General features: G+C 48.0%; 24 protein-coding genes. 7 read left to right on the top strand and 17 right to left on the bottom strand.

The window, feature by feature from the left end:
- Positions 1 to 389: 389 nt before the first annotated feature.
- The 5 genes from folX (at position 390) to JHD45_RS02365 (ending at position 7,524) form a co-directional block, all read left to right on the top strand.
- Positions 390 to 761, top strand: a complete 372-nt coding sequence (gene folX / locus JHD45_RS02385) for a dihydroneopterin triphosphate 2'-epimerase (RefSeq protein ID WP_199474603.1) — start codon at positions 390 to 392, stop codon at positions 759 to 761.
- A 4-nt stretch (positions 762 to 765) separates the two neighbouring features.
- Positions 766 to 4,176, top strand: a complete 3,411-nt coding sequence (mfd, locus tag JHD45_RS02380; protein ID WP_199474602.1) for a transcription-repair coupling factor — start codon at positions 766 to 768, stop codon at positions 4,174 to 4,176.
- Positions 4,173 to 5,018 carry a hypothetical protein gene (locus tag JHD45_RS02375; RefSeq protein WP_199474601.1) on the top strand — a complete coding sequence of 282 codons (846 nt, stop codon included), beginning with the start codon at positions 4,173 to 4,175 and terminating at the stop codon, positions 5,016 to 5,018. Before mfd ends, JHD45_RS02375 begins: the two co-directional genes overlap by 4 nt.
- 289 nt (positions 5,019 to 5,307) lie before the next feature.
- Positions 5,308 to 6,306: a helix-turn-helix transcriptional regulator gene (locus tag JHD45_RS02370; RefSeq protein WP_199474600.1), complete on the top strand. Its 999-nt coding sequence runs from the start codon at positions 5,308 to 5,310 to the stop codon at positions 6,304 to 6,306.
- Positions 6,307 to 6,417: 111 nt separating this feature from the next.
- The gene (locus JHD45_RS02365; RefSeq protein ID WP_199474599.1) at positions 6,418 to 7,524 is read left to right on the top strand and encodes a class II histone deacetylase; all 1,107 of its coding nucleotides are present in this window, start codon (positions 6,418 to 6,420) and stop codon (positions 7,522 to 7,524) included.
- A 195-nt stretch (positions 7,525 to 7,719) separates the two neighbouring features.
- Here the strand turns inward: JHD45_RS02365 and JHD45_RS02360 are convergent, their stop codons facing one another.
- The 17 genes from JHD45_RS02360 to JHD45_RS02280 form a co-directional block, all read right to left on the bottom strand.
- On the bottom strand, positions 7,720 to 8,100 hold the full coding sequence (locus JHD45_RS02360) for a hypothetical protein (RefSeq protein ID WP_199474598.1): 381 nt from the start codon (positions 8,098 to 8,100) through the stop codon (positions 7,720 to 7,722).
- 12 nt (positions 8,101 to 8,112) lie between these two features.
- Positions 8,113 to 9,180 (bottom strand): hypothetical protein, encoded by a 1,068-nt coding sequence (locus JHD45_RS02355; protein ID WP_199474597.1) that lies wholly within the window; start codon positions 9,178 to 9,180, stop codon positions 8,113 to 8,115.
- Between the two features lie 276 nt (positions 9,181 to 9,456).
- Positions 9,457 to 10,449, bottom strand: coding sequence for a hypothetical protein (locus JHD45_RS02350; protein ID WP_199474596.1), 993 nt, complete (start codon positions 10,447 to 10,449; stop codon positions 9,457 to 9,459).
- A gap of 203 nt (positions 10,450 to 10,652) precedes the next feature.
- Entirely contained in the window at positions 10,653 to 11,156 is a 504-nt protein-coding gene (locus JHD45_RS02345) for a phage tail assembly chaperone (protein ID WP_199474595.1), read from the bottom strand.
- A 12-nt stretch (positions 11,157 to 11,168) separates the two neighbouring features.
- Positions 11,169 to 12,494: a hypothetical protein gene (locus JHD45_RS02340; RefSeq protein ID WP_199474594.1), complete on the bottom strand. Its 1,326-nt coding sequence runs from the start codon at positions 12,492 to 12,494 to the stop codon at positions 11,169 to 11,171.
- Positions 12,495 to 12,496: 2 nt separating this feature from the next.
- Positions 12,497 to 13,147 carry a YmfQ family protein gene (locus JHD45_RS02335; protein WP_199474593.1) on the bottom strand — a complete coding sequence of 217 codons (651 nt, stop codon included), beginning with the start codon at positions 13,145 to 13,147 and terminating at the stop codon, positions 12,497 to 12,499.
- On the bottom strand, positions 13,132 to 14,187 hold the full coding sequence (locus JHD45_RS02330) for a baseplate J/gp47 family protein (RefSeq protein ID WP_199474592.1): 1,056 nt from the start codon (positions 14,185 to 14,187) through the stop codon (positions 13,132 to 13,134). The genes JHD45_RS02335 and JHD45_RS02330 overlap by 16 nt, the downstream gene beginning before the upstream one ends.
- Before the next feature lie 3 nt (positions 14,188 to 14,190).
- Entirely contained in the window at positions 14,191 to 14,658 is a 468-nt protein-coding gene (locus JHD45_RS02325) for a phage GP46 family protein (protein WP_199474591.1), read from the bottom strand.
- A complete protein-coding gene (locus JHD45_RS02320) occupies positions 14,658 to 15,287 on the bottom strand; it encodes a phage baseplate assembly protein V (protein WP_199474590.1) in 630 nt (209 codons plus the stop codon). The genes JHD45_RS02325 and JHD45_RS02320 overlap by 1 nt, the downstream gene beginning before the upstream one ends.
- A gap of 2 nt (positions 15,288 to 15,289) precedes the next feature.
- On the bottom strand, positions 15,290 to 16,387 hold the full coding sequence (locus JHD45_RS02315) for a phage baseplate assembly protein (protein WP_199474589.1): 1,098 nt from the start codon (positions 16,385 to 16,387) through the stop codon (positions 15,290 to 15,292).
- Positions 16,384 to 17,598, bottom strand: a complete 1,215-nt coding sequence (locus JHD45_RS02310; protein ID WP_199474588.1) for a DNA circularization protein — start codon at positions 17,596 to 17,598, stop codon at positions 16,384 to 16,386. Before JHD45_RS02310 ends, JHD45_RS02315 begins: the two co-directional genes overlap by 4 nt.
- Positions 17,595 to 19,103 carry a hypothetical protein gene (locus JHD45_RS02305; RefSeq protein WP_199474587.1) on the bottom strand — a complete coding sequence of 503 codons (1,509 nt, stop codon included), beginning with the start codon at positions 19,101 to 19,103 and terminating at the stop codon, positions 17,595 to 17,597. Before JHD45_RS02305 ends, JHD45_RS02310 begins: the two co-directional genes overlap by 4 nt.
- Before the next feature lie 118 nt (positions 19,104 to 19,221).
- Positions 19,222 to 19,596: a phage tail assembly protein gene (locus JHD45_RS02300; RefSeq protein ID WP_199474586.1), complete on the bottom strand. Its 375-nt coding sequence runs from the start codon at positions 19,594 to 19,596 to the stop codon at positions 19,222 to 19,224.
- Between the two features lie 95 nt (positions 19,597 to 19,691).
- The gene (locus JHD45_RS02295) at positions 19,692 to 20,048 is read right to left on the bottom strand and encodes a phage tail tube protein (protein ID WP_067015274.1); all 357 of its coding nucleotides are present in this window, start codon (positions 20,046 to 20,048) and stop codon (positions 19,692 to 19,694) included.
- Between the two features lie 98 nt (positions 20,049 to 20,146).
- Positions 20,147 to 21,604 carry a phage tail sheath subtilisin-like domain-containing protein gene (locus JHD45_RS02290; protein ID WP_199474585.1) on the bottom strand — a complete coding sequence of 486 codons (1,458 nt, stop codon included), beginning with the start codon at positions 21,602 to 21,604 and terminating at the stop codon, positions 20,147 to 20,149.
- Between the two features lie 2 nt (positions 21,605 to 21,606).
- Positions 21,607 to 21,777 carry a DUF2635 domain-containing protein gene (locus JHD45_RS02285; RefSeq protein ID WP_083200885.1) on the bottom strand — a complete coding sequence of 57 codons (171 nt, stop codon included), beginning with the start codon at positions 21,775 to 21,777 and terminating at the stop codon, positions 21,607 to 21,609.
- A 75-nt stretch (positions 21,778 to 21,852) separates the two neighbouring features.
- Positions 21,853 to 22,368, bottom strand: a complete 516-nt coding sequence (locus tag JHD45_RS02280) for a phage protein Gp37 (protein WP_199474584.1) — start codon at positions 22,366 to 22,368, stop codon at positions 21,853 to 21,855.
- A gap of 434 nt (positions 22,369 to 22,802) precedes the next feature.
- On the opposite strand from JHD45_RS02280, the gene JHD45_RS02275 reads away from it, so the two are divergent.
- Both JHD45_RS02275 and JHD45_RS02270 read left to right on the top strand, forming a co-directional pair.
- Entirely contained in the window at positions 22,803 to 23,780 is a 978-nt protein-coding gene (locus tag JHD45_RS02275; protein WP_199474583.1) for a DUF1852 domain-containing protein, read from the top strand.
- A gap of 26 nt (positions 23,781 to 23,806) precedes the next feature.
- The gene (locus JHD45_RS02270; RefSeq protein WP_199474582.1) at positions 23,807 to 24,835 is read left to right on the top strand and encodes a methionine synthase; all 1,029 of its coding nucleotides are present in this window, start codon (positions 23,807 to 23,809) and stop codon (positions 24,833 to 24,835) included.
- The last annotated feature ends 286 nt before the right edge of the window (positions 24,836 to 25,121 follow it).

Here is a 25,121-nt window from a genome sequence, read left to right as displayed (position 1 = left end):
AGCAAACGGAATGTTTGTTATAAAACGCAAATCCACTTCACCAAAAAACCGAGGTATTATAGTGATCATTGTTGGCCTTGACTACTATTCCACAGTTTCTTTCGGACTTATCCTTTACTGTTTTCATGATATTCGTCCATATTAATACGCTAACTGTACAAAAAACGCACATTATATGCATTTTTTACGCTTTTTATCCTTTTTCTAAACAATTCACTCACTGTTAATCACAAAAAAGCCCTTAAATGCGACAGAAAATAGGCAGGCACAATGTCTATGACTTTAAGTTGCCATCATTCAGCGAAAACGACACAATAATACTGGCTGGCTATCTGGAACGGCTTTTTCAATCAACTTCACCAATATTCTATTAGGAAGATAAGACATTTATGAAGCAAGCTAATGCCCAAATCCACATTGAGAACCTTCGGCTACGTACCTTTATTGGCTTCAACGAATCGGAAAAGAAAAACAAACAAGATGTCGTGATAAACGCTTGGATTGATTATCCAGCTGTCGAAGCAAGCCAAACCGATGATATAGATAAAGCGGTTAACTATCGCACCATTTGCAAAGAAATCATCCATCATGTCGAAACCAATAGCTTCTTATTACTTGAAAGGCTCACTTCCGATGTGCTCTCTCTTTGTATGAAACCTAGCAACGTTTGCTCAGTAAAAGTGAAAATTGAAAAACCTCATGCATTACGCTTTGCCGATTCTGTTTCCTTAACTCTTTGCGCTACAAAAGACATCGATTAATACCATGCCAGATACTCTGTCGCTTAATTTAAAACCCGGTTACAAAAATCTCTTACCTGGCATTGACGGTAGCCGCAGTGCCTTACAACTGCTTGCTATCGCCAAACAGGAAAAACGCCCTATTGTTTTCATCACGGATACCATATCCGAACTCAATGAACTAGAAGATGAACTCACCTTCTTAAGCGACCAAGAGCAAGAAATATTACGCTTTAGTGATTGGGAAACACTCCCCTACGATGCCTTTTCTCCTCATCAGGACATTGTTTCCCAGCGTCTCGAGACCCTAGCGAAATTGTCGGAGTCCTCCAACCCTATTATTTTGACAACCGTCGCGTCTTGTTTTGTCAGGCTTTGTCCCCGCCAACACTTGGAAGCGCAACGTTTTCATGTCAAGGAAGGACAAACACTACCATTAGAAAAGCTCGCTCAAAAATTGACGGATGCAGGTTATTTGAATGTCGACAATGTTCACGAGCATGGTCAGTTCGCGGTTCGTGGTGCTTTAATGGATGTGTTTCCAATGGGGGCCAACACCCCCATTCGAATTGACTGGTTCGATAACGATATTGAAACCATTCGCTTATTCGATACGGAGACCCAACGTAGCATCGAAAAAGTCGCTGAAATTAATATGCTACCCGCAAAAGAATTTCCCACTACCGCACAAGGCATACAGCACTTTCGCCAAGCGTTCCGAGAACGTTTTGATGTCGACCCACTGTCCAGCCCTATTTATCAAGACATATCCAGTGGCATCATTCCATCAGGTATCGAATATTACTTGCCTTTATTTTTTGACCAGACCAGTCATTTTTTCGATTACCTCACCGATGAAGCACTGATTATTCGCACCGACAGTTTTAATGAACAAGTCGCCAGCGTTCAACTTGATTACAAAAGCCGCCACGAATCGCTCAACTATGATATCGAACGGCCTATTCTGACACCTGATGAAATTTGCCTAAGAGAAGATGAACTCTTTGCGGCCTTGAACCAGTTCTCTAGCGTTATCTTTGCAAAAAACGGCAGAAACGATCGTTACGCTACAATCAGTGATGTAAAAATCGATTCGAAATCCCCCAACCCTATCGGTAAGCTGGAACGTTTCCTTAGCGAAACAAACACTCGCGTGCTCATCGTCGCGGAAACCGCTGGTCGTCGTGAAGCCCTGTTAGAGCTGTTAAAAAAATACAAAATCACCCCTGACTACAGTGAAAGCTGGCACACTTTTATCTCAGGAAAAAGTCCTCTTGCCATTAGCGAAGGAAGTATTTCCCGTGGTTTCCAAATACGAGACGAGATAACCCTCATCCCCGAAAGTGAGATCCTTGGGGAGCGTGTTTCTCAGCGACGCCGACGTAAGCATGGTGACGTCAATGAAGACGCCATCATTCGCAACTTAACCGAACTTCGTCTCAACGCCCCCGTCGTTCATATTGATCACGGTGTAGGCCGTTATCTAGGACTTACCAATTTAGAAATAGATGGGCAAGAAACTGAATTATTGACTCTCGGCTATGCAAACGACGCTAAGCTCTATGTTCCAGTTTCGTCGTTGCAATTAATCTCTCGCTACACAGGGGCCGACGAAGAAAACGCCCCACTCCATAAACTCGGCACGGACAAATGGAGTGTTGCCAAACAAAAAGCAGCTGAGAAAGCCCGTGATACCGCCGCCGAACTATTAGAAATTTATGCGAAGCGTGAAGCTCGCGTTGGTCATGCTTTTAGTCGACCCGACGAACAATATGAGTTATTTGCTGCGGGTTTCCCATTCGAAGAAACGCCAGATCAACAACTGGCCATTGATGCCGTGATAAAAGACATGCTTAACCCGAAACCTATGGATCGGTTGATTTGTGGTGATGTGGGGTTTGGTAAAACAGAGGTTGCTATGCGTGCTGCCTTTTTGGCTGTGGCTGGCGGTAAACAAGTCGCGGTGCTGGTGCCAACCACCTTGTTAGCACAACAACATTACGAAAACTTTTGTGACCGTTTTGCCGACTGGCCCGTACAAATAGAGCTCTTATCCCGCTTTCGCTCAGGCAAACAAACCACTGATGCCGTAAAAAGGCTTGAAGAAGGCAAAGCCGATATTGTTGTCGGTACCCATAAGCTCATTCAAAGCGATATTAGATTCCAAAATCTAGGCTTAGTTATCATCGACGAAGAGCATCGCTTTGGGGTGAAACAAAAAGATCAGTTCAAAGCCTTGCGTGCAGAAGTGGACATTCTAACCTTAACCGCCACACCGATTCCTCGTACATTGAATATGTCACTGTCTGGCATTCGCGATTTATCGATTATTGCTACACCACCAGCAAAACGCTTGTCAGTCAAAACCTTTATCAAACAAAGAGACGAATACCAAATAAAAGAGGCTATCCTGCGTGAGCTACATCGTGGCGGCCAAGTCTATTTCCTACATAATGAAGTTCAAACCATTGAAAAAACCGCGCAAGAGCTAAGCGAACTCATACCTGAGGCTCGGGTACTGGTCGGGCATGGACAAATGCGCGAACGAGAACTCGAGCAAGTGATGTCCGATTTCTACCACAAACGCGCCAATGTATTAGTGTGTTCGACCATTATTGAAACAGGGATAGACATCCCTAACGCCAACACCATTATCATCGAACGAGCGGACAAGTTTGGCTTGGCCCAACTCCATCAACTACGTGGACGCGTTGGCCGTTCTCATCACCAAGCATATGCCTACTTATTGACACCCAAAGACAGAAAACTCACCAAAGATGCAGAAAAACGTCTTGAAGCCATCACCATGGCCGATACCCTTGGTGCAGGTTTTACCTTAGCAACCCATGACTTAGAGATTCGCGGCACGGGGGAACTATTAGGCGAAGGGCAAAGCGGACACATTGAGCACGTTGGCTTCTCCTTATTTATGGACATGCTTGATCGAGCCGTCAAATCCCTAAAAAATGGTGAATCTCCTGATGTGGATATTAGCTCTCCGGCACAAACCGACATCAACTTGCGTGTTCCGGCATTGATACCAGAAGATTATTTAGGTGACGTACATTCGCGCTTAATTCTGTATAAACGCATTGCCAATGCTTCAACCGATGAAGAATTGAAAGAGTTACAAGTGGAAATGATTGATCGCTTTGGTTTATTGCCAGATCCCACAAAAAATTTGTTCCGTCAAGCAGACATCAAACTTAAAGCAGAAAAGCTTGGCATTACAAAAATTGAAGCGAATCAAAAAGAGGGTAAAATATTTTTCAGCAGTAAAACCCCTGTTGATCCAATGAAACTGATCAAGCTTATACAAACCAAACCAAACCAATACAAATTGGTTGGATCAGATACGTTAAAATACATGGCAACAATGAGCAGCGCAGAAGAGCGCTTTCAACAAACCTACAAAACGCTGGAACAATTACATTGAAACGATATTACATACTCTTACTCGCACTGATATCACTCAGTACCCCCCTATTCGCCGCTGGCAGTAACGATATCGACCCAGATACTGCCAGAGCCTATCAGGCTTATTTATTGACTTTTATATGGCCTAGCTATGCCTCTAGTGAGCAGATTACTTACCAAAAGGTCAAAGACCCTAGTGCGCTCCCGCAATATCCCGTAGACAACACTAACACGGCCGACAACTCATCCAAAGGGGCCGATATTGAACCCTTGTACGTTCCTTTTGATGACTTTAAAAATAAAATTGCTCCACATGCTCCAGTGCTAATCAATGAACGGTGGATTTTGATTTTTGACAAAAGAGGCGATGTTATCCATGAATCGTTTCACAGTGATGCCAACACTAATGGCTACCCTGAGCTAACTGGCACCATCTCTGTTCGCTATGCTCACTACTTAGAAACAGACATCAAATACCATCACTATCTCTTTACGCCACTTCCAGAAACCACATCGCCAGAGGGTACAAGTAACGACAGCACAGACCTTCAAAGTAGCAATCAAGACAGTTCAGGACAAGCAAGCGATCAACCCCTTGGTCCCATGCCTACTCAAGTGTTAAATGTTGAGCTGAAAAATAAGACTGCCAGCAAAAAACTAAACTATCTTGACCACCCTATTATCGGCACCCTACTTTACTTCGAGCCAATGAAACTAGACGATGCCATTCAACAGCGGGATCTTGATCGACTCAAATCACAAAGTTCGGATACCACAGGGACAGACACTACAACAGGAACAGATACTACAACTGGAACAAACAGCGCGACTGGAACAAACAGCACGACAAGCACACCCTAAGACAATGCATTAATCGATAGGTAATTTGGAATAAAGGGGTTAAAGGAAGACCAAAACTCAATGCAAGGAAGCGCTTCCTCTCTTTGTTAATGCATCACTCTCCCGCTTAACATAAGTTAAGTTGCTCATACAAAAGACCCAACCAGAAAATGTCTGTTTACATAACATTTCAGCTTGAAACCCGCTTATTTTTTACCACTCCCCCTACATCTGTAGGGTATTTACCGATCAAAAATAGGGATAAGATCAATTTATAGTCAATTTTAGGATCGCTCAGACTGGAGTCGAAATGCCAAAATTAGATCACTATTTTACTTCCGAGGGCGCCATTATCGACGCTTTCAGTAGAACGCTGCTTGAGGTCTATCGGTTGGCACGTGAAGAACCTTTGGAACGTTTTCTGGAAACGATACTAGAATGTCTTCAATCAATGATTCCCTTTAAGTCGGCTTGGTGGGGCAGAGGCTCTGAGATCATCTATACACCTGGCGCAATGCACAGTTGCTACTTCTACAACTTGCCGGACAACTATTTCGATGCGTGGCATAAGATGCGTTTTTTTGACAATACCATCGAATTGGTTCAAAAAAACTTCGGTGAGGCCATTAGTATAAATCTACAAACTGACAAGGTGTCAGAGCATTTAATAAAACTTGGTCATGAGTTTCATTTTAACAAAATCATGTGTGTGCAACACAATGATACAATTTCTGGACTAGGCAACCACCTAAGTATATATCGAGACAAATACGCACCGATGTTTTCAACATTGGAGCAACAACTCTTTCAAGCATTAATGCCCCATTTACTTGCGGCTTCATCCATTAATCATATTCGAAACTGTCACGCACTTTTTGGCTCCCAAAATGGTACCGATGTTGTACTTGCCACCTGTGATAACAATGGTCTTTTACGCAGTAGCGAGCCGGCTTTTGCTGAATTAATTCAAACAGAATACCCAGATTGGCATGGACCACAATTACCCTTTAACCCTACTCAAAAGAGCATTAATGGCCGTCATCTGGTCATTGATATTCAAGCGAAGGACGATGTTTTTCTACTGCTTGCCCACCCCATCTCTGCCATTGATCAACTATCAACCAGGGAAAAAGAAGTGGCTCTCCGCTTTGGACAAGGCTTTACCTACAAAGAAATCGCCCAAGAAATAGGCATTTCACCCAATACCGTCCGATACTACATAAAATCCATTTATACCAAACTTGAAGTACACAATAAGGCCGATATCAGTCGTTTATTAGCCGAAATACCCAAGACAAATAGCTCTTAGCCAATTCATAGCTCAGTTCTCAAATAACAACCTTCTAATAAGAAATCCTCACAAGCACTAAAATGCCGCTTGGGGCTAACTACGTTCAAAAACACACAAAAGGAACATAAAATGAAAACTACAGGCTTTTATTATGATGAGACTTGTTTCTGGCACGTTGCTGGATCCTACGTCGGCCCCCTTCCTATTGGAGGCTGGGTACAACCGCCGTCTGGCTCCAGCCATGCTGAGTCTCCCGAGACAAAACGACGCTTGAAAAATCTAATGGACCGCTCGGGTTTGACTCAAAAACTTAACGTAAATGGCGCCTCTCCTTCTGATTATGAAGATTTACGACGTATTCACCCAGAAAGCTATCTTAAAAAATTCAAAGAGTTAAGTGATCTCAACGGTGGAGAACTCGGCCCCAATGCAAGCATTGGCAACGGCAGCTTTGAAATTGCCTGTTTATCGTCTGGATTAGTAAGCCAAGCGGTAGAGGACGTTATGTTAGGGAAAGTGATCAATGCGTACGCATTATGCAGACCACCAGGCCACCATTGCCTACCTAACGAAGCAATGGGGTTTTGTTTTCTAGCAAACATCCCTATTGCCATTGAAAAAGCAAAAGCGAAACACAACCTAGGGCGCGTTGCAGTTGTCGACTGGGATGTACACCATGGTAATGGTACTCAGCATATATACCTAGAACGTGATGATGTGCTCAGCATTTCTCTTCATCAAGAAAATTGCTTTCCGCCTGGTTATTCCGGCGCGAACGACCGAGGAGTAGGAAAAGGCGAAGGGTATAATATTAACATCCCCCTGCTACCCGGTAGTGGTCACGATGCGTATATCTATGCTTTCGAACAAATTGTACTACCAGCATTAGAAGCATATAAGCCAGACTTAATCATCGTTGCTTGTGGTTATGATGCCAACGCAGTTGACCCTCTAGCGAGAATGCAAGCTCACAGCAATACCTTCCGAGCAATGACAACAATGCTCAAAAAAGCAGCCGAGCAACTCTGTGAAGGTCGATTAGTATTGGCCCATGAGGGAGGCTATGCAGAAAGTTATGTGCCCTTTTGTGGTTTAGCAACCATGGAAGCATTATCGGGACACAAAACAGACGTTGAAGACCCGCTGTTAAAATTCATTAGCTTACAGCAACCGAGCGCCGACTTTGTGGAATACCAAAAACAAACCATCGACCAACTAAAGAAAACCGTTTTATAACGTCTAAAATGGCATACTAAATTGTGAGTTAGTCCGCTCTGTCATGTACTGCTGTTTATGTCAGTGTTTTCCGTAATAATTGGCATCACAAAAAAACGGCTTATCTATGGTTAAGATAGGCCGCTTTTGAATTAGATTGGAAGGTTTAATTCCTGTTGTAGACTATGTTTTCATCAGTGTTTATTGGGACAAAAATCAAACAGGCCAATGTTGATCATCACTGATATCTAGACGGACTAAATCTTCGCGCTTTAATAGGTTCATCAAAGCGCCTCTATTTTGTGCTATCCAGTCTGCACATGCGGCACTCTCCTCTTTGCTGTACACTCCAAGGGATGCATTAATTTGGCCAATTTGATCCCATTTTGCGTTGATACGACGAGTGCATTCCACGTTAGCCGACGTCTTTTTCTGCTCTAGCTGCTCAGCTTCAGTAAACTCATCTTCGACTGTATTACCTGAAGCAATCCATTGCTGAACCTTTAAGTAATGGGCGTTTGCCAAATCGTTAGGTACAAAAGTTTCTTTATTAACCAAGTAGCCATTGCTACATGCTTTTACACTTAAAATGTTCATACTATTCTCTCCTTACAGCCTAGCGTCTGCGATAAGCCCATTGACATAATTTCCCGAAGTACTACCTTTATCATTATTGTGAAGATAGATCCCTAGCACACTCCAGTTATATGTACTTACACTAAACAGAGCGACAACATTTCCGTATACACCAATTAATGAAACGGACGGCAAACTTCTCATTGCCGTAGGGAACATCACATCGTGGTTATAGGTACTGCCAGTATATGAGTGAAGATGAATACGCTTATCTCGTTTATAAAAGTAGCGAAAGCAGCGTATCAATTCATCAGAATAATGGCTGTATTCAAACCTAGTTGCCTTTTCTCCTAATTCAAGTTGAGCATTATAAAGCGCCATTTCTGCCCCTTTCGGTTGATTTGACACTGGAAGCAATGCCACTCGCAACCCTACTGCATCCGTAGGAACGTCAAAGGTAAAAGACTCGACTCCTGTACTAGAAGACAAAGGAGTAAAGCTTTTATGCCCAATCGACGCGTTGACGGAAGGCTCCATATCGCTGTTATTTGAATAAAAAACTTCTAGTTTTAAGTCACCTCGAAAAGCCGCATTAACGGCATATTCCGCACTAAAGGTTAGCGTATGACCCCTTAATCGCTTGACTGCCAACTGTTCTAGCAATTGATGAAACTGACCATCACCATTGTCACTGTTTATGATAATCAACATGCCCTTTTTAGGGTCAGGATCACGAATGCAAGTCGCTGAAGAGAGAACCGTATACCATTGATCTGCCGTGTATCCTGTTGACGAAAATGACTCTCCGTTTTGCCATACCTGAGGCTTTCCATTAACTAAGATGTTTTTACGCCCTTGAGTAGCAAAATAATCTGTCGCAGTATCATATAACTCGTCTTTTCTAAGTCTATTGATCGCGCCAAGTAGCTGGTTACGGTTTGTATGGTTCGGGATTTCCCCTGCCCCTTCAATAACGTTAATCAACTCATCATAAACCGCGTTCATATGTTCCGCTGATGCAATGCTGGCTAATCGCCCCTCAGCTGGATCACCATCGGTAAATTTGCCGTTATAAAGGTCATTACTATCTGGGTAGTTCATTGACTGTCTCCTATTTTTGGTCATTACTCCAATCAGCGAGTCAGACGCAGAAGGCGGCTGGTGCAAGGTATCGCTTATTGAGAGAAGAAAAAGAAAAGAGGTAGACTTGTTTTGAGCAAAACCCGCCGCTTTTCTTGGTATTTATAATGCAGGGAAAGCGCGATGGGTGCTGTCTGTCAGGGTTCAGTGTTAGCTTTTTAAGATAGAAATAAGAGACGTAAAAAAAGCCCAGCAGAGCAAGTATCTCGGCTGGGCTTAGAGAATCGCTATTGGTTTTTATAGGCGGGTTTTGAAAAAATATGTAATATTACGAGGACGAGTTTCATAATATTTAGTACTAGAATTCCCCCAAGGAGCTGGAGATTGATCATTCACATTACGAGTATTTGATATTCCATTTGAGTCATATGCACCATCATCATTACCAAATGATCCAACTCGTATAATCACACCATCAGGAATAGATGTCATACTGGACTGGAAGCTACCAACACTTCTCCCGGCATCCACACCACGTCCATTATCGTAGCCACGAATAAACTCACCACCCAGTGTTGGAATGGTAAAAGTCGTTTCCCCATCACCAGTGCCATAATAACCAGCATAAGTCTTCTGGTCGGCGTCTTTTTGGGCTTGATCGATTAGGTTGGAGATGGTCTGTACTTTGGCCCAATAGATGGGGTGCTCAGTACGGCTCAGTGTTGAGCCATCGAGCACGATTTCCCCAGTAGCCGTATGGTTGGTGGTGTCGACGATGAGTTTGCCGATGTCGTTTACATCGTTGCCGGTTTTGGGATTAATCTGTTCGGTGAGCCAAAAGCGGCCATCGAGGTAAGTGACGGTCACCAATGCGCCTTGTAACAGCTGATTCGCGCCTACTACATTGGACAGGGCAATAGGAGCTAGTCCATCGATAGTCAGGGTGACGTTACTCTGCGAATTTGAAAGATTTACTCGAAAGTAAATTTTGTCATAGTCTTTTAGCGCTTGGACGGTTTGCTTACCAGCAGGTGAGGTCAATTGGATGTCATTCGCATCGCCCGTGGTGGTCATAACGGAGGTGCCACGTATTTGGTTTTTCACAGATAAAGCAAGCTGGGATAAGGCGCTGACATTTTCGACCACATCCCCTTCTCGAATTAGATTAATCAGCTCGTCGTATACCGCATTCATTTGTTCAGCGGAATCTTGGCTAGCAGGAAGGCCTGTTAGTGGGTCGCCATCAGTAAATTTGCCTTGGTAAAGATCATTGCTGTCTGGGTAGTTCATCGACTGTCTCCTTTGAATGTATTCGTTACCTATCCTCTTAGAGAGATAGGCTTGCAAAAAAGAGAGTGAAGCACTGTTTTATATCCAACAGGGCAACACTCTCTTGCGAGGAATAATGGTTCATAGAAGGGACAAGTCCCCTCTGTTAGAGATCAGTGACAGAGCGATTTTCAGCTTTAACTAGTCGCTTTTATTTTACACTCCTATTTTCCAGTGAAAGCCGCTGGCTGTTTGCCCCAATCAATCTCTTGTGGGAAGCCTGCTTGTTCTGGCACATTTCGTAAGACGACACGATAGTCTCGCCATGCTTTGGCGTCTTTGCCCGCGTCTTCCAAGCGGTTAATTTCACGTGTCACTCTATCCACCAAAGCATCGCGTTTGGCACGGGCCTGAGCCGCTAGCTCTTCTGTGCTAGGAGGAATCACAGGGGCCTCTAACAGCGCCTCTTTTGGTACCTCTACACCCAATTCAGAAATGGTGTGCTTGGTGCCATCGGCATCCCAATATTCCTTACCGATATGATCGACAACGTATTGCCATTTACCGCCTTTGAAGTAGCGTTGAAAGTCTGATTGTTCATCAATGATTGGTTCTTGCGTACCATAAGCGGGAATCAATTCTTTTCCCGTTACGGAATCGATAGCGGCTTCTAGTTGCCCAACAAAAACAGGGTAAGTCTCGCCTTGTTTAAAAGTATATAATTGCATTTTGATCTCTCCTTATAATCGTGTTTTGAAAAAGTAAGCAATATTTCGAGGCCGGGTCTCATTCCCTCCAGACATAGTTAATGCATTTATCTCATCTCCTGTTGCATCTAATTGAGACACACCTCCTCCTTTAACCCAAGCACGCCAGCCAGAAAATGAAATATCACCTATTGCTGATGAATTTCCAGCTGCGCCAGCTTGGTGGGAGTGAGAACCAAATTCATCATTCTGAAAAGCACCAAAAACCCTTCCAACATCTACACCACGCCCATTGTCGTAGCCTCGAATAAACTCCCCACTCAGTGTTGGAATAGTAAAAGTTGTAATTCCATCTCCTGTGCCGTAGTAGCCAGCGTAGGCTTGAGGATCTGTGTTTTTTTGAGATTGATCTATTAGGTTGGAGATAGTCTGTACTTTGGCCCAATAAATGGGATGCTCCGCACGACTGAGTGAAGAGCCATCTAACATGATTTCCCCCGATTCCACATGGTCGGTCGTATCAACGATTAGCTTTCCGATATCTTTTACATCATTGCCCGTTTTCGGGTTGACTTGACGAACCAGCCAAAACTTGCCTTCTAAGAATCTGACGGTGGCTAAAGCGCCTTTAATTAACTGATTCGCATTTACCACATTGGCAATGGAAACTGGTCCAATCCCATCTATGGCTAAAGACACAGCTCCAGTTGTGTTTGTTAAAGGCACATAAAATTGAAATTCATCATCTCCTTTAAAGAGCTTAACCTTCTTTTCCCCAGGTTGACTCGTTAAAACAATCGCATTTTCGCTTCCTGAAGCAACTTTTATATGGGAGCGTTGATGGTATGGAGTAATCGCCACCCACTCGCCATAAGAGTCAGCATTAGAACAGCAACAAAACATTTCGCTTTCAGTAGACGTAAACATCATGACGGCTCTTTTTTCCCCGAAAAACTCACAACGATCTACCATCAATGTGCCATAAAGCTCACTTCCTCCCCAGGTATCAACAGGAGGTCTATTGGGATTTGGAGAAGATGAAGCATTTTGAACTTTGTAAAGCCCAGGCTTTCTATCCACAAAAAAATCTTCTGTTGTTATTTCTCCCCGAATACCTGAAACGGTATTACCAAGGCCATCCCCCTGAACATTCTTTGCAACAAATTGCTTCAGAACCTTCGAAAGCTGTGTATTATCATTCACATCCGGCGTCAACCCTCCCGCCTGAATGGCGGCGCGAATTTCGTCATACACCGCATTCATTTGTTCGGCGCTGTCCCGACTGGCGAGAATATTGTGAGCCGGATCACCGTCGGTAAATCTTCCGTTTGGAAGGTCATCTCTTTTTGGATAGTCCATAATTATTTCTCTTCGATATATTTGAAAATAATGTGTGTATGGGCCTGTTTTAGGCGGTTGAACACACATTCGAGTCGTTGGTTGCTCCAGGTGCGATATCTATCCCCCCATGGATCGCCATAGTGCCGTGTTTTTGGGCTGTATTGCGCCGCGTTAATTTGCCAAGTAAAGGCCCAATCTTCACCCCCATACAAACTGCCGTAAGGCTGGCCGTAGCGAGCCGTTTGGTATTCGGTAATGGTGATCTGATACCCCATGATGGCGGCGATCTCGATCAGAAACTCTCGGCTCTGGCTGCCCTTCATACGATAGCTTTGCAGCAAAGCCGCCAACCGCTCCTGATAGGAGGGATCCACCCCGCTGCAAGGATCGGGCAAACCATACTCCGCCTCCCATTGAGCAAAGGTTTCATAGGCTTGGCTGGGGTGGGATTCTTTTAAGACATCCAACGCCCGCTGATCCACTCGCGCCAACTCTTCGCTAATGCCTGCCATCAGCCTACCCAACTGAGAATCTGGCACCTTGGCCCAGGCGTTACCCCGGGGCAAGAGCGCCAGTAAAGCATGCTGGTATTCGCTGACTGGCTCGCTGAGCACTGGCTTGGCGAATGATTGATTCATCGCCGTTGTTTGATTCGTTAGCCTGCTGCCCATGAGATCTCTCCTAATACCAGAAACTCACCCGTGCCACAGGTGACATCATGGGTTAAGTCAATCACGTGGTTGTCTTCCCCTGAGGCCAGGGAAATGGCTTCCCGTATTTGGCTCAAAAACAAGGTGCCACCAGGCTCGGCTTTACGACGAAGTAAGTCCTTTAACTCAGCGATGATGGCAGCTCGTACAGCGGCGGTGTTCGGCGCAACCGTGGTAAAACGAATGTCCAAAGGCTTCGCGATCACCGGAAAGACATAAAGCTGTTTCATGCTGACGGGGCGCTTTTCATCGATATACGCCTTCACCGCGGCAAGATGTGCCTCACTGGCCACGGGCGACGGTAAATCCTCCGTGACAAAGCGCACCGTCACCGTCCCCAGTCCCAATTCATGGGGATAACACCAGGCCCGTGTCACATCGTTATGGGCCGCTAAGGTCCAGGTGATGTAATCCGCCTTATTGCCACCCATGCTGGGGTTTTTACGGCGTTCGGCTAGGCGCTTGCGCACTCGATCGATAGCCTCCATATCGCTACCGCCCGTAAGGCTGATGACGGAGGCCTCCACGTCGATATCCAACTGGGTACTGACAAAGCGCAATGTACTGCCTGCCGGTAAGTTGCCCGTACTGCCCGCATTGACTGCCGTCAAGGCAAGTACCGCTTGACCATCGGCAATGGTGGCCGCTTGGGTGACGCGATAGGTCGCCTCGTCGTCGGTTTGCAATAAGGTGTCCACCAGCACGGTGGCGCCGTTATTCCCGGTGATCGTCGCCGTGCCCGACGCGCGAGAGGCATGGGTTCGATAGATCCCCATCTCAGCGGCGCGGCGCAGCAAGTTGTCATCGTCGCATGTGTCGTCAAATAATTGGTCGACGTTGTATTGCAGGTGCCCATGCAAACCATGGGCTGCCCCGGCCACCGCCTGTGCCAATGGGTAATACACATCCCCTCGGCGAGTGGCTTTTTGACCACTGTGTCGCTCTATGTCAGCGGCGACACGGGCTTGAATTGTTGTTCGTGTTGGGCGTGAAAAAGCCATCTTTTACTCTCCATTTGTTATGTCGTGTGCTCTAAAAACCGACACCCACTCGCCATTATTTAGTTGGCAATCCAAGCGAAAATTCACTCGATTCGGAACCCCAACCCCTTGTTGTGTTGCCCTATCCCGCTCCACTTTGATATTGATCGCCTGCAAGTGCCCTTCGTCGATCAGCCACTGCACCGCTTGGGTGAGGTAATCGTGCATGGCGTTGAGCGTTTCTTGGGTAATCTTGCTACGGCTCAACAACCACAGCTTGCTGCCCAAGCTTTGCTTATCGGGCAAATCCATATCGCCCCAGTAGCCGCGTTTGTCTTGGCTGCCATCGGGCAAGAGATCATCGTCACTGGCTCGCGCATCGGTAAAGAGCGAGATGGAAATTGCATTGTCCAGCCAAGTCAGCGCGTCGTCGGTGGCGGGGACGATGTCTAAACCGCCAAGTTCATTGCTGTAAGCTAAAGAAATCATCATTACGAACCTCCTGTCGGGGGATTTGTCGGACGCCCTTCTGCGTCCATATGGGTATGTTTTTTCAAGCTAATGCCGTTGGCGACCACCTCTTTCACCTGCATGGTGCCGTCTTCTCCCATGCTTCCTGAGCCAGCGGCGTTGACAAAGCTGGCCCCTTGCACCACGCTCGCAGCGGTGATTTTGTCTTGCGAGGTGATGTGCCCTTGAGCCTCAATCGTCTCAGCCACGGTCAACTTGCCTGTCATATGGGTGTGGGGCGTCACCAGTTCCACTTTAGTGGCCGCTTCCACGCTGATGGTGCGGTCTTTTTTCAGATGCACCTTGTCCCCATGGTGGTTGTAAACCGCCGCTTCCCCTTCGTCGATCACCAAGCGATAACGCTGGTCTCCCGCCATAATGGCGACGCTGTTGGAGCCATTGCCATTAAAGGCCAGCACCACGGCTTCCGCATTCGGCAAAGGATGCGAGGTAAAACCAAAGGGCTCCATATGCTCCACATTGTCGAGGGGCATGCCGCCCTCTTGCTGGACTTGAAAGTAGCGAATCTTATTGGCGTATCGCACTCGACGAATCAAGGCACGCCCCGCCAAACGGCGGATTTTCCGAACTAAACTGTTTACCATATCCATGCTTACTTCCCCTTAACGGGCTTGAGATCAAACGCCCCTTTTGGCAACAGATGAATCTCCGTTGTCGAGCCGCCTTCGTTGAGCATCAAACGGGTTTCCGTGATCAACAGCTCCCCATCCCAGCCCATCCAAGGGTCTTGTACCGAGACCAAGGCATTGGGTGCCCAAAGCGTGCCATTCGGTGTTTGTCGCCAGCCTTGCACGGTATAAGTCATGGTTTTGGCGCGGCTTTCATTCACATTTTTCTGCCACTTAGCCCGTGTTTCACAGGCAGCCACATCCGCTGGTCCATCGGCGCTCAAGGCAAACGGACGATAGCGCCCCGCTGCCGTTACCTTGGCCTGATTCTGGGTAATGGCTTTGGCATCTTGATTCGTCGATGGGGTTTTCATCTGTTGCCCTGTCACCGTGTATTCGCTGAACACCCCACGGGCACTGAAGTGGCCAGAAGCACTTTGGATGTTTTCTCCAAGTACCAAGGCCACCTCGGCCAAGTCCGCTCCCGCTCGGGTAATCTGCAAATTCCCTGACCAATCCGATACCAGGAGCACGGCTTTCAAACGCGCTAACCCTTCGAGAAATTCCCAAATGGATTGCCCAAGATCCAACATTTGATCACTCTTGAACACTTCATTGGCGGCGTCTTTGGCACTGTCTGCCACGCTGACCTCAATTCCAAAAGGCGCACATAATTGACGAGCAATGCCCGCCAGAGTTTGTCCGACCTGAAATTGCTTACCCACGGTGGTGCAATCGATCAAGTCGCCGATTTTGCTGCGCCCCGTCACGTTCAGTTGATGGCTCTTACTGGAGTAGGAGACGTTCACATCGTCGATATAACCCGCAATGATGGGCTCATCGTTGACGTACACGGTGACGCTCATACCGGGTTGCACAGCACGGGCTGACGCGCTGTGGCCGCCTAGGCCAGTGGCCTCCATGCTGTCCGTCAGGGACAACTCAAACGAATGGGCCCCCCGCTCCATGGAGCGAGCAATGGTGGCTTGCGTCCAAAAGCGATGCACCTTGTTATCAATGCTCACCAACAATCGATCAGTGGCGCCCTCCTTGCCACCAAACACATGCTGTAATTCGTTCATTTCAGCACCTCCAGGTCCACACCAGCGGGCACGCTACAAGGGTTGGGTAATCCATTACGGCGGATAAACTCCAACTCACGACGGGCATCCCCATAGAGGTTGTAAGCCATCACCAACGCAGGGACGGATTGCTCTAATTGCGTTGTCGCTTCCGTCGCTAAGTTAGGCTCCAGCTCATCAATGCGTTTCATAATGGCGGTTTGCACATCCGCCCACGCCTCGTAGGCTTGATCCGTGCCCACTTCGATCAAATCGTCGATTTGTGCCAACACCAGATCCCGCGTTTTACGCGCCTCATTTAAGGTGGTAAACAAGCCCGTTTGCGTGACCATGGCCTGGGCCATGGACAAGGTCGCGTTGGCCGTAAACAGGGTATTCAACGCCGCTTTGTTCAAGGCTTCCTGTTGCCGATTAAAGGTCATGGTCACGGTATTCACTTGCTTGGTCAGATCCGTCGCGAAGGTGTCCAAAGTCTCTTGATAGCCAGACAACACGGCTTTCATGTCGTCCATGTCGTCAAACACCGTGCTCACGACTTCGCTCACTCCTTTGGCCAGTGCTTCTGGGTTCGTCAGATAGTCGTCCAGCTTGCCGACAAAATCGTCGATCTTGTCCGCTACCTTGCTCCCTACCTGCGATAACGGCGTCAGTAATCCCATCATTTGGCCGTTTAAATGACTCAGTAAGGTGGCGCCTTGCTGCAGTAAATCCCGCGCTGCGTCTTCCACAAAAGACGCGTTTTTATCGACGCTAAACATCTTGGCAAAATCCGCTTGTACCGTTTGCGACGCTTGGTCAATCGCCTTAGCTAACACACTGGCGCTGCTGATCGACACAGGGAAAGATAAAGCCCCAGCCCGCACATATTGCACGGTGAATTGGCAGTATCCGCCCCGTTGCGTACTGATGGTCCAGTCGTAATCCGTTACCTGAATCATCAAGGTGCCAAGATAGGGGTGCACCAACTTACCCGCCCCAGGCTTATTCAAGGCTTGCATCAATTGATTGCGCGCCAGGTCGTAGTCCTGCCCTGCAACAAAGAGAGTCAAACGTTCAGACTCGGCTTTTTTGCCTAAATCTTCCGCAAAATACACGTCCTGTTGCGGGTACTCATGTACCGCCACCCGTCGACCGGCTTGGCCGCTGGCCTGCTCGGTAAAAAAGCGCACACCACGAAAGGTGCCTTGCTGTAATCGATCTCGCCACGTCATGGATGGCCTCCCATTGAACTTCCTGCGATGGACAAGTTCAGGTTATGGGCCGTCACCGACGACACCGTTACACGCTTGTCTTCCACGCTGATTTTGATTTCTCCGTGCACTTTATCTAGCGCGGCATCTGCCGCCCCCTGTGCGTTGGGCTTACTTGCTGTGCTAGGCGCCTTCTCCTCATCGTCACCGGTGAACCAGCTGGTTAAACGGCTGCCTAAGGATTCCCCAACAGCACCGCCGCCCATGGAGCCCAAAACGCCACCGATAAGTCCACCCACCGCCGTGCCAATCACTGGTACCACCGAGCCAATGGCGGCCCCTGCCGCTGCACCGCCCCAAGTACCTAAGCCAGACCCGACGACCGAGCCCACCACACCGCCGGATTGCTTGACCTTCTCCTTCACGCTGGCATCGCTATTCCACACCTCCGCCAGCTCAGCTGAACCCGCCAGGGCGTTGACAACACCATTGCCCTTAATGCCCTTTATCCATTTCGATGGCTGAAAACGCTTCGCAGGCACCGCAGGCTTGTCAAAATCCGCATCCACTTTTTCCACTAAATGCGGCAACAAACTCTGTGGTTTACCATGGGCTTTTGAGCCGCTGTTCTCGTTCAGGCCAGCGATATCACTCAAGTCCAACAGGGACTCGCCTTTTGTGCCGCCATTACGAAAGTCTTTAATGCCCTTGCCTAGATCCAACAGATCCTTGCCGATATCGACGGCACTTTTGATCTGGTCTAGCCAAGAAGGCTCGCTGGTGTTATTGGTTTGATCGCGCTGTACTGCGAACGCCCCAGATTTCGGCATGTTGACCACAAAGACGCGCTGCACATTCGCCGCTGGCGTCGCCCCTTTGTTATTCGCCCCACCAGCAAGCCTATGTTCTGTTAACGCTGTTTCTGCGTTCGTTGCCAAGACGTCTTTGGATAAAGGGGAGGTGGAGACAGTCGGTTTCTTCGCCTCTTTACCTTTATCCAAAGCCTTGCCTGATAACGTGTCGACCACCGTTTGCACGGAAGTCACCACGTCTTTGCCTTCTTTGTATGCGTTGCTAACGCTTTGAAATACGCCACTCCAGTATTCACTACTGGTTTTCGACTTATTGCTGGTAATGGCTTGCCATGCCGATACCGATGCCGAAGAAAACTCGTTGACTTCACCAGCGGCGTTAGACACCCCGTCGATCACTGTCGACGTTGTATCCACGGCATGGGAAAGCTCATTCACGAGGCTTTCAGCTTGTTCCAGTACCTTATCTAGCGGGGAATTTTCTGCCTTATCGCTCGCGTCCTGCCCTGTTTTGTCGTCTTTTTTTGTGGGCTCACCCAGTTGCGCTTGTAAACGCTCAATAAAAGCCGATGCCTGCCCTAACGAGCTGCTAAAGGCACCCATTACCTGCTTGCCTCGCTGGCCCATTGCTGACACCGCATCCGCATACTGCTGGGCACGCTGTACAAAGTTCTCCGCTGTCCCCATCGCAAGAGATGCCTTTAGATCGCTCATAAATACCTACTTAATCCCTTTGAGATTGCTAGACAGGCGCACTAGCTGGCGCTCTGTCATGGAAAGAAAATCGCTACGAGTCCAAGGGAGTCGAGTTGAGAAAAGCACTAAAGCTCGCTCAATCGTCTGAGCCCGTAGCGACATCTCGCCCCCGTTCAACCATTGCCTTAGCGGTCGCCATGTCCATCGCCGTCACGCCCTTTTGCAGTAAGTCCAAATCGACATCCGACAACAGCTTGAACTGCTCGACTTCCAGTGGCCCTTGGATCTCCCCAAGGGAGGCCACTTGGCGACGCAGTGTGTTGACGCCCATTAAGGCATTGGACAGCAATAAAGTGGGCTCAAACTTGCCTTCCCCATTGGGGGCCATTATCACTCGCTCGGATTCCTCCATGGCGGCGATGATGTCCCCCGCTGATAACGGCCGCAAAGTGGCCTTAAGATGCTGTTTTTCTCCGACCATAAGGCCTTTTTCTAACGTGACTTGATGCATGATGATTTCCTCTAATCAATGGTCTCACGGGGCGCTTATGCCTAAGCGCCCACCCTTGCTATGTGTTGCTCTGTGCCAATGGCGACGAATCGGGATTACTTCACCAAATCCGCACTGATGCCTTGCATTTTGCAGCTGTATTCACCGCCGGATAACACCGGTGGCTCGGTCATCCAAGCGCCGTTGATGACCCACACTTTGTTGTTGTCGTCTTGTACGGTGACATTCACGTCCACCAAATTACGCAACAGGTTTTGATCGATATCGCTGGTATTAACGATTTTGAATTCACACGATGGGGCCACTGGCTCCTCGGTAAAGCCTGCCACACCGGTGTCGGCCATCACGGCATCACGCTTGCTGCCGCCTGGGTTAAACGTTGCGCCAGACAGCGAGTTCACGCGTCCAATCGTTGGAATATCGAAATACAGTTTCTTTGCGACCTTAGCCATGTCTTTGCTCCTACTTGTTAAGCATTGTTTCAAGCGCTCTGTTGAACGCTCGGATTAAAAACGGTGAGCCTTTCCTTTGTAGAAAAGGCCCCGCTGAGTTAAATGATGAATTGTTGTTTGCCTGCACTCACACGCAATTGGTTCACCAGGTTCGGTGTATCGCGCCAGTTCAGACGGTTCGCATCGTCTGCATCGCGTTCCACAATGAGTTTTTCCGTGTAGGTATCAAAATCCTCAACCCAGCCCTTTTGTTCCATAGAGCGGTACAAAGACAGCAGCTGACCACGAATAATCTGCGGCGTAACAATCGCCTGACCCGCGCCATATTGCGTGCCATCGCTCGCCAATTTATGACGTGGATAGTGTTGCGAAATCATCAAACGCTGTTCGTAACGAATGCGCTCCAAGGTTTCTGGTGTACAGATGTCCAAATAGCTGGCGTCGCTAAGGCCGCTGGCGTTGTTTTGATACATGGTGATTTGACGCTCAATGCGACAAGTGCCATCGCTGCCCACGGTGAAGGTGGAAATACCATCGAACAACAACAAGTTGCGCTCGCTTTGGCTCCAACGCTGATGGCGACTTGGTGCCAACATGCCTTTCAATACCAAGGTTTGCAGTGGTCGTGCTGGATCAATCGCCAAGGCTTTCGCCGCCACCGCCGCGTTAATCGCCGACACCAAATAAGTCGGCGTTGGGCTAGTGCCCGTTGCCATGCAGCTTACGTGTGGGCTATTGCGTTTTGAGCCAAACGTACCGGTTTCCCCATGAGTGCCGGCAAAAGCAATAAAGGCACGACAACCAATCTGACGCATAGGGCCAAAGCGATCGCCCAATTCCGTCTCAAGAGACACCAGGTTGGCGGTATCCGTGAACGGACAGACCATCCAGTTGAACCACTCATCACCCATGGCATCCAGGGCCACTGACACATCTGGGTTACCCGCACCGCCAGATAGATTTGCAAACGAAAGCGTCAAACCAGACGGCATGGCTTCGTCGTAGAAGCTGGCGCGCAGATCCAAGCCATTAAAGACTTCGCCTTTGTGACGCGCCGTAACGGTCACCACCGCATCCGCTGCGCTTGCCATAAAAGGCAGATCCAATGCCGCGTTGATTTGTGCCGCAATGGACGAGGCAACGGTTGCCACCGAATCACCGACACTTACTCCCACACTTAAGCGTGTGCCACCCACATACAGGGCCACTGTGCCCGCACTAATCGGAGCGGTTGCGACGGTAATCGAGCCCGCTGCTGCAGTGCCGCTGGCGTTGTCGTCTAGGGCAATCGCCCACATTTCGGTATCGGTATTGGCATTCAAAAACGCCGCACATTGACCCGCCAACATCGAGCCTTGACCAAATAAGGCCGTTGCTTGAGTCGGATCGGTTACACGCACCGGAATGCCCGCCGCTTGTGTGCCTGTATTCAAACGCTGACCGGCAATGGCCACTTTGAACATAGTGGACGACGCGCCTGCCAGCTCGTTATTGAACTCAATGTACGTCCCTGGATTGCGTAGCGTCGCGGGAATATTGTCAAAAGAAATAGCCATAATTATTTGTCTCCTAAAGATTGAATGGCGATAAGGTCGCCGTCGCTAATACGACGACGGTAATAGCTCGTTAGCACCACATCGATACCGTCCTTCGGTATGATCTGGCCGTTCTCTTTGCGTACCTGACGCCCTTTGGCAGGGCGAACAGTCACGGCGGCTTTTGCTTGCATACTTGCTCCTTTGCTAAAATGTCTCTGGTGGATCGAAAGTCATTCCGACAGTCGCCTGTTGGACGAAAGTCCCACCTACAAGACCTTGGTGTCAGCGGCGATTAAGACCTGCTTGCCATCGAGCGTTGTCTCATCGGCGTGGTAGCGTAAAAAATCGTCCAGATCGTCGAGCGCTACCTGATCTGGCCATGGCATCAGCAAACTAAACTCAAGCTCATGGCATTGATAACCGGTTTGATCCTCCGCCAAGTGCGCCAGATTCTTCACCGACTTAAACATCAGCCCATCCGCTTGCTCCAGCTCCAAGCCATGCAAAGCCTGCAGCAAACGCACTATCAAGGCATACGCGGACGACTGCTCATCGCCTGCGGGATACTGGGTGATTAAATACAGCGTCCAGCGGCTTTTTAGCTTGTTCACATCGGACAACTTGCCCTTAGTGAAACTGGTGTACACCGCTGGTGCACTCAGCAACATGCTGTTCACCACATCCTTGCTCCAATGACCCGGATGGCTCGCCACCTCTTTCACATGACTGCCCAAGGCCGTGGTAATCGCGGCTTTAAGCGCACTGTCTACTTGAGCAAACATCAAATAAAACCCTCATATTGAAAACTCATCTCACCCACTGGGTGAGCGCCGAAAAGCGTCTGCGTTTCGATAAGGCAAGATTAAAGGCAAGCCAACTTTCACGAACCAAGACAGAGTTCAGCGTGAGAAGAAAAAACCAAACAAGAGAAGAGAGGGCAAAAGAAGAGTTCAGTAAGGAAAAGAGAGTTCAGTGGAGAAAAAAGAAGGTCGGCACAAAAGCGCCGCCGCCCTATTAGAAAGGGGAATGCATTCGAATCACAAAACATGAACTATTAATTTTATTCAATAAATAGTGAATCAATAGAATTTTACTCATATAAAGATCAAGACTAGAGTACTGGCATACATTGTTTTGCTGACTTTGACGCAATCGAAAGATCATCCAAAGCAGGGAAGCCCCTGAGAGACATCACAGAAATGGGATAACGAACATTATGAGCCAGAATTTTGCCTTTTCCATTAAGACCCTTCGTTTCGACGAGAACTATCGGCCTTCGAATAACACCCGCATCACCACCAACTTCGCTAATTTAGCCAGGGGTGAGAGACGTTATGACAACCTGCGTGACACCTTGCGCATGATTAATCAACGCTTTAATGCCCTAGCCCATTGGGACAATCCTAATGGCGATCGTTATTCTGTTGAGTTGGATATTGTCTCCGTGGATATGGATATTGAAGGCAACGGACGCCCCTTCCCGACCATTGAAATGTTGCAAACCACGGTGTTAGATCATCAAACCAATCAACGCATTGAAGGCATGATCGGTAATAACTTTTCGTCTTATATCCGTGATTACGATTTCAGTGTTTTATTGCTTGACCACAACAAGGATCAATCACGCTTTACGATTCCCGAAAACTTTGGCACCTTGCACGGCAATATATTTAAGCACTTTGTTCAGTCCACCACTTTTCAGCGTCATTTCAGCAAACTACCCGTTATTTGCTTAAGTGTCGCGGAGAGCAAGGTCTACCAGCGCTCGAACAATCAGCACCCAGTATTGGGCGTGGAATACCAACCCAACGAATCCTCTCTGACCGAGCATTACTTTCAACAAATGGGGCTACAAGTTCGCTACTTCATGCCGCAAAACAGCAAAGCGCCATTGGCCTTCTATTTCTTTGGCGACTTGCTAAACGATTACAGCAATCTAGAACTGATCAGCACCATCAGTACCATGGAGACGTTCCAAAAAATCTATCGACCCGAGATTTATCACGCCAATACCCCGGCTGGTGAGCGTTTCAAACCCAGTTTACAACACCAAGATCATTCATTGACGCCCATTCAATACGATCGAGAAGAACGCAGCCAACTGGCCATCAAGCAAGGAAAGTTTACTGAGGAGCACTTTATTAAGCCTTACCAAAACATCCTTGAACAATGGTCCGCGAATGCGGCGCACTAATTCACCTCAACGATAAGACATTTATTATGAAAACATTATTACCCACCTCCACCGCTGGCAGCCTGCCCAAACCATCGTGGCTTGCTGAACCGGAAACACTCTGGTCACCCTGGAAATTACAGGGTGACCACCTTATTGCTGGCAAGCGCGATGCCTTACGAGTGTCTCTTCATGAGCAGAGCCATGCTGGCATTGATATCGTCAGTGATGGCGAGCAAACACGACAACATTTTGTCACCACCTTTATCGAACACCTTAACGGTGTGGATTTTGAAAACCGCAAAACCGTCACCATCCGCGACCGCTATGAGGCGAGCGTCCCTGTTGTGGTCGGCGCCGTGTCTCGTCAGAAGTCCGTCTTCGTCGAAGACGCCAAATTTCTACGCCAGCAGACCAAGCAGCCCATAAAGTGGGCCCTTCCTGGCCCCATGACAATGGTCGATACTCTCTATGATGACCATTACAAAAGCCGAGAAAAACTGGCTTGGGAATTCGCCAAAATCCTCAACGAAGAAGCCAAAGAGCTGGAAGCGGCAGGGGTGGATATTATCCAGTTTGATGAACCGGCCTTTAACGTCTTTTTTGATGATGTGAATGACTGGGGCGTTGCCTGCCTTGAGCGCGCTATTGAAGGTCTGCAATGTGAAACCGCCGTCCATATTTGTTATGGCTACGGCATCAAAGCCAACACCGACTGGAAGAAAACCTTAGGATCACAGTGGCGCCAGTACGAAGAAATCTTCCCAAAACTGCAAGCCTCTAACATCGACATTATCTCCCTAGAATGCCATCACTCACGGGTACCTATGGAATTAATGGCGCTCGTTCGCGGTAAGAAAATCATGGTGGGAGCCATCGATGTTGCCACTGACACCATCGAAACCCCAGAAGAAGTCGCGGATACCTTACGCAAAGCACTGCAATACGTGGACGCAGACAAACTGTACCCATGCACCAACTGTGGTATGGCACCGTTATCCCGGGACGTTGCCAGAGGCAAACTCGAAGCCTTAAGCGCCGGCGCCGCCATCATTCGCCAAGAGCTTAGCCAATAAACCGACCTTGCCAAATACCGCTCCCCTATTTCTACCCTTAGCCAATCAGGTTGCCCACTCGGCACCCTGATTTTTTCTCTCCAATAAAAAACATACCCCAGCCCCCACAAGATAACCGCCACACAGACCCCGTTAGCCCCCCGTTAGAAACGCATTTCGCGAAAAACACAGGGCAATATAGTGGGTCGAGGCTTGAAAGGCGTGAGAGGGATGAGAGAAATGAGGTTAGAATAGGTTTGTGATATAAAGCTGACACTATTGATATTCATCATCTGAAAAGGATTGT

Source organism: Marinomonas spartinae (assembly GCF_016461715.1).
GTDB classification, from domain to species: Bacteria; Pseudomonadota; Gammaproteobacteria; order Pseudomonadales; family Marinomonadaceae; genus Marinomonas; species Marinomonas spartinae_A.
Note: the sequence above shows the minus strand (reverse complement) of the source record. Positions and strands in the feature narration are given on the sequence as shown.